Raw genomic sequence first — 12,819 nt, forward strand, 5'->3', positions numbered from 1 at the left:
TGGCGTTCTCCCCGGGTCAGCTGTCGCAATCGACAATCATGCGGCCGCTATTGCCGCCGGCCAGGAGCGACGCGAACGCCTCAGGGATCTGGCCAAAGCCGCCAACGAGGGTGTGGACGCTGCGAATCTTTCCCGCGCGCAACCAGCTGGCAACGTCGGTCTCGAATTCCTGGCGCAGGTCCTCGTTTGAGGTCACGTCGAAGCCCCGCAGGGTCAGCTGCTGATAGATCATTCGCAGGTAGTTCGAGGGGCCCCTGCGTTCGCTTCCCTTCCCGTACTGCGACGCGGCACCGCAGACCACAACGCGCCCGCCGAATCGGAGGGCCTCCAGTGCGGCTTCCAGCTGTTCTCCGCCCACGTTGTCATAAAACAGGTCGATCCCATCCGGTGCTGCTTCACGAAGCAGGTCCAGTGCCGCGCCGTCGTGGTGATTGAAAGCAGCATCGGTACCCAATGCGTTCAGAAGCCTGACCTTCTGGGCTGAACCCGTACTGCCGATGACGGTGGCGCCGACGGCTTTGGCGAACTGCACGGCGCAGCTGCCCACGCCACCTGCCGCTCCGGAAACATAGACGGTATCCTCAGCACGCACGCCGCCAAAGCGCATCATGCCGGTGTACGCGGTGAAGCCGGTATGTCCAAGCACCGTCAGATGCGCCTCCAACGCAACGCCAGCCTCCGGTGCGGGAATGCGGCGCAGTTCACCCTCGGCGGCAATGTCAATACTGCGCCACGGTGATTTTCGCACCGCCAGATCACCTGGCTTGAACGCTTCGCTGCGCGATTCAACGATCTCCACGACGCCGTCGCTCGCCGGCACGTCCCCCGGGTTGATGCCCGGTCCATAGGCGGTGTCCGGACCCCCAATCCGGTTGGCCAGCCCGGCGTTTAGGCCCAGCCTGCGCAGGCGAACCATCACTTGGCCGTCACTGAGCTCCGGGACAGGCACCGTATTGACCCTGAAATTCCGCGCCTCCATGACGCCACCCGGGTAACTGGCCAGCTGTACTTCGTGTGCATCCATGGCTCCAGCCTAGGGCTCTTGGTGTCCGACCGCGTTGGATTGTATCTACCCGCCGACTGCCCTTCTGTCGTAGACCCAGAAGCGCTCGATTGGTTGGTTTCCGACGGCAAAGACCGGCAGTTCATGTCCCAGGAACAAGTGCAGCGAGCCGCCCGCAGACCTTCATCCGCCACTGCGAGAGTTGAGGGCGCTCAGCGAAAGCCACAGACCGGTCCGGCACACGAATTGATTGCGCTGGCCGGGTAATAAAGGCCCTCGGCGTTCCGCGTGGCTGGCCCCGTACCAACTGCATCCGAATGAAAATTCTCACACCGAACAGGGGAATGAAATGGACGCCCCGCGCAGGTCCGCGGCGGCAGGGAAAACATCTGCGCTTGTGCATCCAAAGGCTCCAACGTAGGGACTTTTTCGAGTGATACATTGAAAATCCAGTCCTCCCACGCGAATGACATGGAATGCCTGCCCACGCTTCGAACGTCTCCAGCTCCTTTCCACCAGACTGGTTGTCATCGCGATCACGTCAATCGAAAGCAGCGGAAATGAACAAGAAGTGCGTGGCCATCGTGGGCGCCGGTCCGGGCGTCAGTGCCGGAGTGGCCAGGAAGTTTGGCGCCAACGGCTTCACGGTGATCCTTCTGGCCAGGACCCTTGAATCACTTCAGCTTCGGGTATCGGAGCTCCAAGATGCTGGCATCGAGGCCCACGGTATCGTCGCCGATGTGACGGACCCGCAGAGCCTGCAATCGGCTTTCGCCCGCATTCAGGCCGAACACGGAATCTTGGATGTGCTGGTCTACAACGTCGGTGCCAACACGATTGCCAACCCCTCCGCCCTGGACGCCGCGGACCTGACCCGGGATTTCGCGGTCAACGTGGTCGGGGCGCTGAGCTGCGCCCAGCTGGTGGCTCCCGCCATGACTACGCGCGGTTCGGGTTCCATCCTTTTCACCGGCGGACTCCTGGGCTTGAATCCCGTTGCGTCCAGGGCATCGGCCTCCATCAGCAAGGCCGGGCTACGCAACCTGACCTTCACCCTGGCCGATGAACTCGCCGCACAAGGACTTAATGTGGGCACCGTGACCATCGGGGGCGCCGTCCAAACCGGCACGTTCTTCGATCCGGATTTGATCGCCGAAGCATATTGGGACCTGCACAGCGGAAAGTCAGCAGGAGAGGTCCTGTACGTACAGCCCTAAACCTCGATCCATCGAACCGCTCCCGGGTCCACTGGATTTTGTAACCCGGGGCAGTTTCGTTTCCGGGACGCGGACCGCCGATCGGCTTCACTGCCACTAGGCCATCTGGGGGGAATTCGACCGCTACCAGTTCATCGATGCGATCACAGGGGCACAGCGCGATGGTCTTCCCGACTTCGACCTAATCATTTGCGACGAGGCGCACCGCACCGACGGTGTCACGCTCCAGGGCGACACGAAGGAATCCACATTCGTAAAGGTGCACGACAACAAGAATGTTGCGGGGGCGAAACGCCTCTATAAGACGGCGACGCAATACGGCCCGAGTGCCAGGGTGCGGGGGCGATCAGGAAGTCCTCGGGCCGCAGCACAATCTCGGAGGAGCGGGCATCGGTGATGAAGTTGTCGCGCACGTAGCCGTTCAGTCCGCCGAAAGGTGCAAGGTGTTCGCGGAAGACCCGGGCCAGGTCCTCTTCTGCCACCCGTCGGTTGCGTTCCGGCCAGCGGGCGTTATAGAAGATGTAGGCCAGCTCGGAGTTGACCTCGGAACGGGAACGCAGGAGGCCGCGTTGTTGGAAAGCTACGACGCCAAACTACCCTTTTGCCGGCCGGCGGAGCAGACGAAGGATGACAGCCATTGATTGCATGCCGTGACTAGCTGGGGTTCAGCTTTCCGGCCAGCCGTTCCCGCATCTGGGCGCTCGCCGAGTTCAGCCCGATCAGCTCCACTTCCCGGCCATGCCGGCGGTACTTTTCCGTGACGGCGTCCAGCACCGCGATGGTGGATGCGTCCCACAGGTGCGAGGCGTGCAGGTCCACCACCACCCGGGCGATGCCCGGCTCGGCATCCAGCGCGTACTCGAACTGGGTGTAAAGGTCGTTGGAGGAGGCGAAGAACAGCTCCCCGTCCACCGTGTAGGTGGCAACGTTTTCGCCGTTAAGCTCGACGACGGTCCGCTCCACCGTGGCGAAATGCGCCACCCGCCGGGCGAACAGCGCCGTGGCCGCCAGCACGCCCGCACCCACACCGATGGCCAGGTTGTGCGTAGCTGACACGACTGCCACGGTGATCAGCATGACGGCGGTCTCGGACTTGGGCATCCGGCGAAGGGTACGCGGGGCGATGGAGTGCCACTCGAAAGTGATGGCCGAAACGAAAATCATCACGGCCACCAGGGCGGCCATCGGGATCATGCCTACAACGTCACCGAGCGTCACCACGAGGACCAGCAGGAAGACGCCGGCCAGGAACGTGGATACCCGGCTCCGCGCGCCGGAGCCTTTGACGTTGATCATGGTCTGGCCGATCACGGCGCAGCCGCCCATGCCGCCGAAGAAGCCGGTGACGATGTTCGCCACGCCCTGGCCCCAGGACTCGCGGGTCTTGTTGGAGCGGGTGTCGGTGATGTCGTCCACGAGCTTGGCGGTCATCAGCGATTCCAGCAGCCCCACCAGGGCCATCGAGAGCGAGAACGGCGCCAGGACCTGGAACGTCTCCCATGTCAGGGGAACGTTGGGAATAAATAGGGACGGCAGGCTCTCGGGCAGTTGGCCTTTGTCCTGGACCGTGGGGACATCCACCCCGGCGAGGACGGCAAACAAGGTGAGCACCACGATGGCCACCAAAGGTGAGGGCACCGCCGTCGTAATTCTTGGCAGTCCCACCACGATCACCAAGCCCACGGCGACCAGCGGATAAACCAGCCAGGGAACGCCGACCAGTTCGGGCACCTGGGCCATAAACACTAGGATGGCCAGGGCGTTCACAAAGCCCACCATCACCGACCGGGGGATGAAGCGCATCAGCCTGGTCACACCTAGGACCGCCAGCAGGATCTGGAAAACGCCCGCCAGGATCACGGCGGCAATGAGGTGGTCCAGGCCGTGGCTGCGCATCAGCGGCGCAATGACCAGGGCAACGGCGCCGGTGGCAGCGGAAATCATTGCCGGCCGGCCTCCCACAAACGAGATAGTGACCGCCATGATGAAGGACGCGAACAGACCGATCCGCGGATCCACGCCCGCGATCACCGAGAACGCAATGGCCTCCGGAATTAGGGCCAGTGCCACTACCAGTCCGGCCAGCGCCTCGGTCTTAAGTCGCCGCGGGGAACGTAATGTTGCGCGGACCGACTGGAGCTGCTGAGGCGTGCTGGGCCGGGCGTCCGGGACGCTTCGTGCGGGCATTGCTGGGTCCAATCGTGCTGGTGAAGTGCGCTTTTGGCAGCTTCGTCCTTCGGGGGAGGAGGTGAGGCGCGCCGGTTCGTCGGCAATTGAGAGGGCGCGGCCGCCCTACCAGTCTGGGGCACGCCGCATCCCAACTGCTAAAATGGCTTGGTCCTAGACCGGCCTTTAGCTGGTCCAGCCAGCGCCGTAACGTAAGTAGGGGACCACACAAGACATGACGGCAGGCGGTTCGCACCTCAGCACTTCGGAGAGTTCCCCGGGACCGTCGAAAAAGACGTCCGCTGGCATGGAGCTCCCGAAGTCATATGCGCCTGCCGTTGCCGTAGCCGCCGCACCGGCTGCCGCACCCGCGAAGCGCCGGGCCTACATCGCCATCTGGCAGGGTTTCCTCGGCGCCCTGATGATGTTTGTGGGGTCCATCGGCACGGGCTGGATTGCCAACGGTTCACCCATGATCCGCCAGCCCGTGGTCATCGCCTTGCGGACCGAGGGTTGGGGAGTCACCCTGTCCACCGTCCTGCTAACTGTCGGGGCCATGCTGCTGATGCGCTCCTGGCTGCGGGTCGGCCAACGGCTGGGGGACTGGGGCGAACAATCCCTGCGGTCCGTGGTGATCGCCATCTCAGCCTGGTCCCTGCCGCTCCTGCTGGCCGTTCCTATCTTCTCCCGCGACGTCTACGCCTACACGGGCCAGGGCCGTCTGGTGATGGAGGGCCAAAACCCTTACGACGTCGGCATTTCCACCCTCAGCAACTGGTTTGCCCTCGGCGCGGACCCGGCTTGGGCCGAGAACAGGACCCCTTACGGGCCGTACTTCCTGTGGCTCGCCCGCGGCGTGGTGGGGCTGACCGGCGCCCAACCCGACTTTTCCGTCCTGTTGTTCCGGTTGCTGGCTGGCGTCGGAGTGGTCCTCTGTGTCATCTACGTGCCCAAGCTCGCCGAACTCCACGGCATCAACGGGGCCCGGGCGCTCTGGATCGCAGTGGCCAATCCGCTGTTCCTGATCAGTTTCGTGGCAAGCGCCCACAACGACGCACTCATGGTGGGGCTCGCCGTCGCCGGTGTCTACTTGGCCGCGACGAAGCATTACCTCACCGGCATACTTCTTGTCACCGCCTCCATCGGCATCAAGCCGATCACCGTACTGCTGCTCCCGTTCATCGGGGTCATGTGGGCAGGGCCTGCCGCTTCGTGGACCCGCAAGTTCCTCATGTGGGGCGCGACGGCGGGAATCAGCTTTGGTGTGCTGGCGCTCAGCGGCATACCGTACAACCTTGGCTTGGGCTGGGTGTGGGCGATCATGGATCCGACGCCGGGGTACACCGGCTATTCGCCGTCAGGTTTCCTGGGCCAGCAGGTGGAGTTCCTCGGCAACGTGCTCGGGCTGCCCGGCGGCACCTTCGCGGACCTGCTGCGGACCGGGACGAAGTGGGCGGCCATCGGGCTGGTCCTGCTGCTGATGTTCCGCGGCGACTACTCGCGCGCGGTGCGCCGAATGGCCCTGGCGTTCACCGCCGTCGTGATGCTTTCACCCATCATCCAGCCCTGGTACATCCTCTGGTTCCTGCCGTTTTTGGCCGTCACCGGCATCCGGAACGACTGGCAGATCCGGAGCCTCTACGTGGGTGTGACCTTCTTTGTGGTGTTCGGCGCGCAGGACCAGCTCTCGGTCTGGTCCTTTGTGGAGCTGGCCGTGGACGCGTCGTCGTTGGCGTTCGTGACGGCGCTGCTGTTCACGTTCTACCTGCTGGTCCTGGACATCCACACCCGGAAGCTCCTCGTGGAGGGCAAGCCCGTGGACTGGGCCCGGCGGGCGTTGGGCTGGGTCAAAAAGCAGCGGGCGGCGCGGCGCTGACTACGGCCTTGGAAGGTAGAGTTCGCTGGCATGAGGACAATCGCCGACGACCTTGAAGCTCCTGATGATGTCCATACCCGTATTGTGGTGGCCGCCTACGGATTATTTTCGCGCCGTGGGATCCGCGATGTCGGGGTCGACGAGCTGATCCGCGCGTCCGGCGTCGCAAAGGCAACGTTCTACCGGCATTTTCCGTCGAAGGACGCTCTGGTGCTGGCTTTTCTGAAGCGTCGCGACGAACTGTGGATGATGGGATCCGTCGTCCCGGAGGCCAGAAGCAGGGCGGAGAACCCCGCGGAGCAGCTGCTGGCCATCTTCGATGTTTACGACCAATGGTTCCAGGACGATGATTTTGAAGCATGTTCCTTCGTGAAAGTGCTGCTGGAAATGGGGGCAGCCCATCCCCTGGGTAAGGCGAGCATCGAATACCTGGGCAGGATCCGACAGCAGGTTCGAATCCTGGCCGATGAAGCCGGCCTGGAGGACTCCGAGGCATTCGCCCTCTCCTGGCACATCCTCATGAAGGGCTCAATCATCGCCGCTGCCGAAGGCGACAAGATGGCCGCCCGCCGGGCCCGACGGATGGCCGCCGGACTCATTGCAGAACACCGGCCCCAAAGCTCCACGGAGGGTTAGATCGGGGACCTTTTGCGTTGGGCCGGCTGCGGCACCGCCGTCGACTACCGGCCGAGCTCAGCCGTCCGCCTCACCGACCACCACAGGGGCACGTTGCGGGTGGTGGAGATCGCAGCCATGACCGGGTGGGCGTGGATGAGCGGCGTGTAAAACAGCACGTAGATCACCAACATCTTCATGGCGATGCCCATCAGCAGCACGGCCGGGACCTTCCAGCGCTGCCGGCTGAAGAGGACCGGATGAAGGCCTGCGGATTTGTGCACTGTCGCCGAGGCCCTCACCACTGGCCTGGTCCTGGTCCTGGTCCCGGCCAGTGGTGCCGGTGACCTGGAGGAAGGGCGCGTTCAAGCGCGCCCGGGTCGATAAGGCCGCCCGGTACCTGGGGCGCGGGAAGTCTTTGGCCGCTTTCTCGGAAAAGGGAGCACAGGCGACGGCCGCACGGCTGGGCGTGAAGGACACTCCGGGCATCGTGGTGGGCAAGGGTGTCTCCACGGCCAGAAGTTCGTTCAGTCCTGGGAAGACCTCAGCATCGACATCTGGGGACCCCGGACAGGTAAGTCCACCTCACGAGTCATGCCCGCGATCCCGGACGCACCCGGTGCCGTCGTCTCGCCCCGGCCCATGACGCGTCCGTGGCCACGGACGCGCGCCGCCAGTTCAACCCACACAACTTCGCTCCGTCTCAGGAGACGATCTACAACCTTTCCAATGAGGGGCCGTCTCAGATGCCCCACCACAGCGCTGACTGCGGCGATTGCCTGCCCAAACCTGCACTGATCGCCCTGAACGAGCTGGCCAACGTCGTCCGCCGGGCCGGCTTACCGGACAAGTTCAGCCACTACGGCTCCAAGGGCCCTGATCGTCATGGCCATCCTGCAGTCCTGGTCACAGGGCGTCGAACTGCGGGGGAGGCGAACATGCGGAAAATCTGGTCGCCGCCAACGTCAAAATCTACGGCGGCGGCGTTGCCGAAGACGGCTTCCTCCGCGCCAAGCTCGGGATTCTGGGTGCCTTGTCCGGCACCTACGCGAAACGCGCCAGGTCTTCCCCCAGGCCTAGTCCTGTTGGTCGGGTTGGATCTGGGGGAGTGGTTCCGGGGCCGGAGTGTCCGGTCGCGACAGGGTTTTGTAAATGGTCCAGGCGACTGCGGTGAGTGGTACTGCGAGCAACGCGCCGACGACTCCCGCCAGAGTTGCCCCTGCTGCCAGCGACAGGATGATGACCAGTCCGTGGATGCGTAGGACGCGGCCCATGAAGAGCGGCTGCAGGAGGTGATGTTCGAACTGGTTTGCCGCGACAAGGATGATGAGCACCACGAGGGCCGGTAAGGGGCCGTTCTCGACCAGGGCAACCAGGACAGCGAGGCTTCCGGCGGCCGTCGCTCCGATGATGGGGATAAAGCCGCCGAGGAAGACCACCGCGGCCAGGGGGAAGGCCAGCGGGACCCGCAGGATCAGCAGGCCCGCCAGCACGATTGCGGCGTCAATGGCGGCAACAATGAGGGTTCCGCGGACATAACCCCCGAGCACGATGATGCTGCGGTCCGCAGCCAGATGCGCGGTGCCCCGATGAGGCTTCGGGAGAAAACCGATGAGGAAGGTCCGGATCTTTTCTCCGTCCTTGAGGAAGAAGAACAAAATCACTGCGGTAAGGATGGTCCCTGCCACGATTTCGCCGGCCGTCCTCAGCCCTGTCAAAGCGTCGGCGCCGAGGGTGCCCCCGGTCAGAAATTTCTGGAACTCATTTCGGGCCGCGTCGATCTGAGTGCTGGATAGCGCTACGGGTCCGGTGGTGATGAATTCCTGGAGCCGGCCGATGCCCGCTTCGGCCCCGGCCGCCAAGGCGCCGGCTTGTTGACGCACGAGGGCGACGATGCCGCCAACGATGCCGGCTCCGACAACCAGGATCATCAGGAATGACGACAGAACCGCCACTGCACGAGGCCAGCCGCGGGCTGCCAGTAATCGCACAACCGGCGCCATCGCTGAGGCCAGGATCAAGGCGATGAGAACTGGTGTTGTCACGAGTGGGACACGAGTCGCAGCCTCCACCAATACCCAGAGCAGTGCGATCAGAGCCAGGGTTTGGATGGCCCGAATGCTCGCCCGGCCCAGCCTGTCCGCCCACATCAAGGCCATTTTGGATGCAACGGTTGGTGGCGTCGGCCGTTCAGGCTGAGATTCCTTGGAGTTTTCAGTTTTGTCCATTAGATATTCCCTTGCTGGTAGGGCCATCGGGCGATGCTCGTCGTCTGCGGTTCTTCAACAGTTCAACTCCGCTGGGGCGAATGAGAACAGTACGATCGCGGTAAGGATCAGGTCGATGTTCGTCCCGATCCATTCGTACCGGCCTAGCCAGAAGCCCAACAGCGTGACGCCAACACCCCACTGAAGCGCACCGAGGGCGTTGATGGCGATGAAGGGCCGGCAGGTCATCCTGGCGACCCCGGCACCGACGGGAAGGAACGTCCTCACTATGGGACCGAAGCGGGCCAGGACAACGGACCGCCGCCCGTACTTTTCGAAGAAGCCGTAATCATTGTCCACGTATTCACTGCGCATTAGAGGCAATTGGGTTGTTGAAGACGGAGGGTCCTGCCTGGCGGCCGATCAGGTAACCTGTCTGGTCGCCGGCGAAGAACACAGCTGCAGCGAGGAGCAGGATGTTGACCTGGATGGTGCGGGTGGCTACAAGGAAGCCGGCGGCGACCAGCGGCGAATCTCCGTGCAGGAAAAAGCCGGCGAGCAGACCGGTTTCAATGAAAAGGAAAGCACACACGATGGCAACCACCCAATGCGCGAAGGCGGGGTTGCGCAGAAACTCAATAGGGTCCAACCACGGCGGCAGAAACCCCATCACGGGCGTGATCGGACGGGCGGGCAGGGTCATTGTGAACGCGAGAGGGTTCATGGCCCCAGAATAAGCCAGTGACCTCCGCCGCTGCTGGAGTCCGCAGCAGGGCCATGTCATCAATACTGTCCGTGGCCGGCGACCATCCCGGCGACCAGGGACGCGACTTTCAGTCCGGCGTTCGCGCCCTTGTCCGTCGGTACCGCCAGCCAGTCCTCAGCCAGCTCGTGCAGCCCGGCGTCCCGGGCCAATGTCATGACCGGCAGCAGCCCGGCAGTCGACACGAGATTGGGCTCGTCGAACGAAACTGACACCGCGGATGGTTTGTGGAGAACTTGCGTTAATTAAGGTTCAGGCGGTCCGCGCCTCGGGCACAGCCGTCAACTTCCGGCCCAGCTCAGCCGTCCGCTTCACCGACCACCACAGGAGTACCACCAGGAGCACGTTGCGGGTGGTGAGAATGGCAGCCATGACCGGGTGGGCGTGGATCAGCGGCGTGTAGAACAGCGGGTAGATCACGAACGTAGTGATGGCGATGCCCATCAGCAGGGCGGCCGGGACCTTCCAGCGCTCCCAGTCGTGGGTCAGGCCAGCAACAATCACCGGTGCCAGCCAGATGATGAACTGCGGCGACCCCACCTTGTTGAACACAATGAAGGCTGTGACCATCATCAGCGCACCCTCGAGGAACAATTCCTCCCGTTCGGCGCCGCGCTTCAGCGCCCGGACCAGCAGGACGGCCGCCACCACCGCGGCAACGATCAGCAGCGGCTGCATCAGGAACGCGGCCACCGAGGCGCCGGGCCCGTAGACCTCGGTGGAGTTGATGGCCGTGTTGTCCGCCATTCTGGAGCCGGCGATTTTGAACACGCTCAGCCACACCCACGGCGTGGAGAACGTGGCTTCAAGCTGCATGCCCCGCTCACCCTGGTTGGTGAGGAAATCCATGATGTGCGGCAGGCCGCCGGACAGATACGTGCCTAGGCCCACCACAGCGGTGACCGCGACGCCGGCGGCCAGCACTTGGATCCGCTTCCGGCTGGCGATCGCAATCGGTACGAGGACGGCCGCCGGCCACACCTTGATCCAGGTGGCCACACTTAGCAGTACACCCGCCACCACGGGGCGTTCGGCCGCGTACAGCAGCGCGATCAGGACCAGGGGAGCGGTGATGCCCTCCACGCGGGCAAAGCTGAGATAGCCCATAAAAATGGTGAAAAAGAGCCACCACCAGGCCGGGGCAATGCCCCGCACCTTCCGCGGTCCGCGGGTCAGGTACACGAGGCCGACGGCGTTGAGGGCTGAGATGATCAGGAACCAGCAGAGCAGGTAGAGGCTGGGTCCGGCAATGTTCGCGAGGAAGATCGGGATCTGTGCCAGTACCGGGTACACCCAGGGGCTGATCTTGCCGTCCAGGCTGTCCGGGTTGTAGCCGTCCACGGCCCACTGACGGTACTGCTCGGTATCGCTGAACGTATCGCCGTTGAGAAAGAATGACGCCATCCAGCCCAGGAAGTACAGGTGGGTGACCGCGAAGCCCCACCAGACGCTGGCCGGACGGGCGAACCATTCCACCACGCGCGCGGACAAGAGGGTGCTGCGGACGCTGACCAGCCGGTCGAAGAACTTCGTTGAAATCTCAGGACTCCTTGAGCGCGGGAACGGGCGCGGGAGCCTTTTTGCCCAGCAGGTACAGGCGCCGGACGGACCACAGGAACAGCACCACCAGGAGGACGTTGCGGATGGTCAGCACGCCGGCCATCAGCGGGTTGTTGTGGCTCAGGGCATCGTAGAACAGCGGGTAGATAAAGAACGTGGCCACGGCAATGGCGGTGAGCATGGCCGCAGGGACCCGCCATTCACGCCAGCTGTGCGCCAGGCCCACTGCCACGGCAGGTGCCAGCCACACCATGAACTGAGGCGAGCCCACCTTGTTGAAGACCACAAAAGCGGTGGCCAGGGTGAGGGCGCCGGCAAGCAGCAGTTCGGTGCGGTCAACGCCGCCGCCGTTCGTCTTGGCATTGTGGAGTGCCCAGAACGTCAGCCCGGCCACGAGCAGCGCTGCCACGATCAGCAGCGGCTGCATCAGCACGGACATTATGGCCGTGCCGGGGCCGTCCACCTGCATCGAGTTGATGTCGGTGTTCATGTACATCCGGGAATCGCCCACGTTCAGCACGGACAGCCAGAGCCAGGGCGTGGTGAAGGTTGCTTCAAGCTGCATGCCACGGTCGCCCTGCTGGGTCAGGAAATTCAGCAGCTTGGGCACACTGCCCACGACGGCAGCCAGCGCCACCACCACGGCTGAGGTCGCCACGCCTGCCAAGACCACCAGGAGGCGATTCTTGACCACGGTGAACAGGGCCAGCATCACCGCGGCGGGCCAGACCTTCACCCAGGTGGCGGCGGCGAGGATTACGGAGGCGATGAACGGCCGGCCCACGCCATAGGCCAGCGCCACCAGGACGATCGGCGCGGTGAGGCCGTCCACGCGGGCGAAGCCCAGCCAGCCCATCAGCAGTGTGAAGACCAGCCACCACCAGCCTGCCGGGATCGCCTCCTGATTGCGGCCACGGTCTGTGAGCTTGGCCAGGCCCCAGCCGTTGAGGAGGGTGGTCATCAGCACCCAGAGGAAAAAGAACGGTCCCGGTCCGGCCAGGCCGGCCAGCGCCATGGGGATCAGCGCGAGGATGGGGTACACCCAGGGGCTGGGTCCGCCGCTGAGATTCGCCTCGTTGAAGCCGGCCGCAGCCCAGTCACGGTAGATGAACGTATCGCTGAACGCTTCCCCGCGAAGGGAAAGCAGCGCACCGAAGATCAAGAAGCCAAGGTGCACCAGGATAAAGCCGGCGAGCAGTCCGCGGGAAGTGTTCAGCCACGACCGCGCCGCCATCGGCAGGATGACGTTGCGGATCCGGGTGAGCGAGGCGAAGAATGCGTCCGTGGAAATGGCGGAATCCTTGTCAGAGAGGGGCAAAAACAGCTGCCGGGCCATGCCGCGGGGCGGGAGCCGGAAGATTCGGGGGCCCGTCTACCAACAGCCGCCCCTATGAGTCAAGGGTAGTTGACTG

At 63.9% G+C, this 12,819-nt stretch carries 11 protein-coding genes and 1 pseudogene; 3 read left to right on the forward strand and 9 right to left on the reverse strand.

Annotation, left to right across the window (positions count from 1 at the left end; translation table 11 throughout):
- Positions 1-16: 16 nt before the first annotated feature.
- On the reverse strand, positions 17-1,024 hold the full coding sequence (locus tag ABIB27_RS06375) for an MDR family NADP-dependent oxidoreductase (protein WP_354253695.1): 1,008 nt from the start codon (positions 1,022-1,024) through the stop codon (positions 17-19).
- 539 nt (positions 1,025-1,563) lie between these two features.
- Between ABIB27_RS06375 and ABIB27_RS06380 the strand changes: the two genes are divergently transcribed.
- The gene (locus ABIB27_RS06380; protein ID WP_354253696.1) at positions 1,564-2,220 is read left to right on the forward strand and encodes an SDR family NAD(P)-dependent oxidoreductase; all 657 of its coding nucleotides are present in this window, start codon (positions 1,564-1,566) and stop codon (positions 2,218-2,220) included.
- Positions 2,221-2,874: 654 nt separating this feature from the next.
- Here the strand turns inward: ABIB27_RS06380 and ABIB27_RS06385 are convergent.
- Entirely contained in the window at positions 2,875-4,407 is a 1,533-nt protein-coding gene (locus ABIB27_RS06385) for a SulP family inorganic anion transporter (protein WP_354217319.1), read from the reverse strand.
- 286 nt (positions 4,408-4,693) lie between these two features.
- On the opposite strand from ABIB27_RS06385, the gene mptB reads away from it, so the two are divergent.
- Together mptB and ABIB27_RS06395 are read left to right on the forward strand one after the other, a co-directional pair.
- Positions 4,694-6,262 carry a polyprenol phosphomannose-dependent alpha 1,6 mannosyltransferase MptB gene (mptB, locus tag ABIB27_RS06390; protein ID WP_502909129.1) on the forward strand — a complete coding sequence of 523 codons (1,569 nt, stop codon included), beginning with the start codon at positions 4,694-4,696 and terminating at the stop codon, positions 6,260-6,262.
- A 30-nt stretch (positions 6,263-6,292) separates the two neighbouring features.
- Complete coding sequence (locus ABIB27_RS06395) at positions 6,293-6,898, forward strand: TetR/AcrR family transcriptional regulator (RefSeq protein WP_354253698.1); 606 nt, start codon at positions 6,293-6,295, stop codon at positions 6,896-6,898.
- Positions 6,899-6,942: 44 nt separating this feature from the next.
- On the opposite strand, the gene ABIB27_RS06400 is transcribed toward ABIB27_RS06395, so the two are convergent.
- The 7 genes and pseudogenes from ABIB27_RS06400 to ABIB27_RS06430 form a co-directional block, all read right to left on the reverse strand.
- Positions 6,943-7,161, reverse strand: a complete 219-nt coding sequence (locus ABIB27_RS06400; RefSeq protein WP_354253742.1) for a hypothetical protein — start codon at positions 7,159-7,161, stop codon at positions 6,943-6,945.
- Between the two features lie 792 nt (positions 7,162-7,953).
- The gene (locus ABIB27_RS06405) at positions 7,954-9,105 is read right to left on the reverse strand and encodes an AI-2E family transporter (protein WP_354253699.1); all 1,152 of its coding nucleotides are present in this window, start codon (positions 9,103-9,105) and stop codon (positions 7,954-7,956) included.
- 54 nt (positions 9,106-9,159) lie between these two features.
- Complete coding sequence (locus ABIB27_RS06410; RefSeq protein WP_354217323.1) at positions 9,160-9,459, reverse strand: VTT domain-containing protein; 300 nt, start codon at positions 9,457-9,459, stop codon at positions 9,160-9,162.
- A complete protein-coding gene (locus ABIB27_RS06415) occupies positions 9,449-9,787 on the reverse strand; it encodes an SNARE-associated domain-containing protein (RefSeq protein ID WP_354217324.1) in 339 nt (112 codons plus the stop codon). The genes ABIB27_RS06410 and ABIB27_RS06415 overlap by 11 nt, the downstream gene beginning before the upstream one ends.
- Before the next feature lie 61 nt (positions 9,788-9,848).
- Positions 9,849-10,062: pseudogene (locus ABIB27_RS06420) on the reverse strand (IS1380 family transposase); the annotation flags it as partial.
- A 37-nt stretch (positions 10,063-10,099) separates the two neighbouring features.
- Complete coding sequence (locus tag ABIB27_RS06425; protein ID WP_354253700.1) at positions 10,100-11,326, reverse strand: glycosyltransferase 87 family protein; 1,227 nt, start codon at positions 11,324-11,326, stop codon at positions 10,100-10,102.
- 61 nt (positions 11,327-11,387) lie between these two features.
- Positions 11,388-12,743 carry a glycosyltransferase 87 family protein gene (locus tag ABIB27_RS06430; protein ID WP_354253701.1) on the reverse strand — a complete coding sequence of 452 codons (1,356 nt, stop codon included), beginning with the start codon at positions 12,741-12,743 and terminating at the stop codon, positions 11,388-11,390.
- Positions 12,744-12,819 lie beyond the last annotated feature (76 nt).

Origin of the sequence: Arthrobacter sp. UYEF21 (assembly GCF_040546085.1) — a bacterium.
Taxonomy (GTDB): domain Bacteria; phylum Actinomycetota; class Actinomycetes; order Actinomycetales; family Micrococcaceae; genus Arthrobacter.

What these genes read in the sequence shown, in the direction of transcription:
- ABIB27_RS06385 (WP_354217319.1), bottom strand. Translation starts at nt 4,407, where the DNA reads ATGCCCGCACGAAGCGTCCCGGACGCCCGGCCCAGCACGCCTCAGCAG.
- ABIB27_RS06410 (WP_354217323.1), bottom strand. Translation starts at nt 9,459, where the DNA reads ATGCGCAGTGAATACGTGGACAATGATTACGGCTTCTTCGAAAAGTAC.
- ABIB27_RS06405 (WP_354253699.1), bottom strand. Translation starts at nt 9,105, where the DNA reads ATGGACAAAACTGAAAACTCCAAGGAATCTCAGCCTGAACGGCCGACG.
- mptB (WP_502909129.1), top strand. Translation starts at nt 4,694, where the DNA reads ATGGAGCTCCCGAAGTCATATGCGCCTGCCGTTGCCGTAGCCGCCGCA.
- ABIB27_RS06415 (WP_354217324.1), bottom strand. Translation starts at nt 9,787, where the DNA reads ATGACCCTGCCCGCCCGTCCGATCACGCCCGTGATGGGGTTTCTGCCG.
- ABIB27_RS06430 (WP_354253701.1), bottom strand. Translation starts at nt 12,743, where the DNA reads ATGGCCCGGCAGCTGTTTTTGCCCCTCTCTGACAAGGATTCCGCCATT.
- ABIB27_RS06395 (WP_354253698.1), top strand. Translation starts at nt 6,293, where the DNA reads ATGAGGACAATCGCCGACGACCTTGAAGCTCCTGATGATGTCCATACC.
- ABIB27_RS06375 (WP_354253695.1), bottom strand. Translation starts at nt 1,024, where the DNA reads ATGGATGCACACGAAGTACAGCTGGCCAGTTACCCGGGTGGCGTCATG.
- ABIB27_RS06380 (WP_354253696.1), top strand. Translation starts at nt 1,564, where the DNA reads ATGAACAAGAAGTGCGTGGCCATCGTGGGCGCCGGTCCGGGCGTCAGT.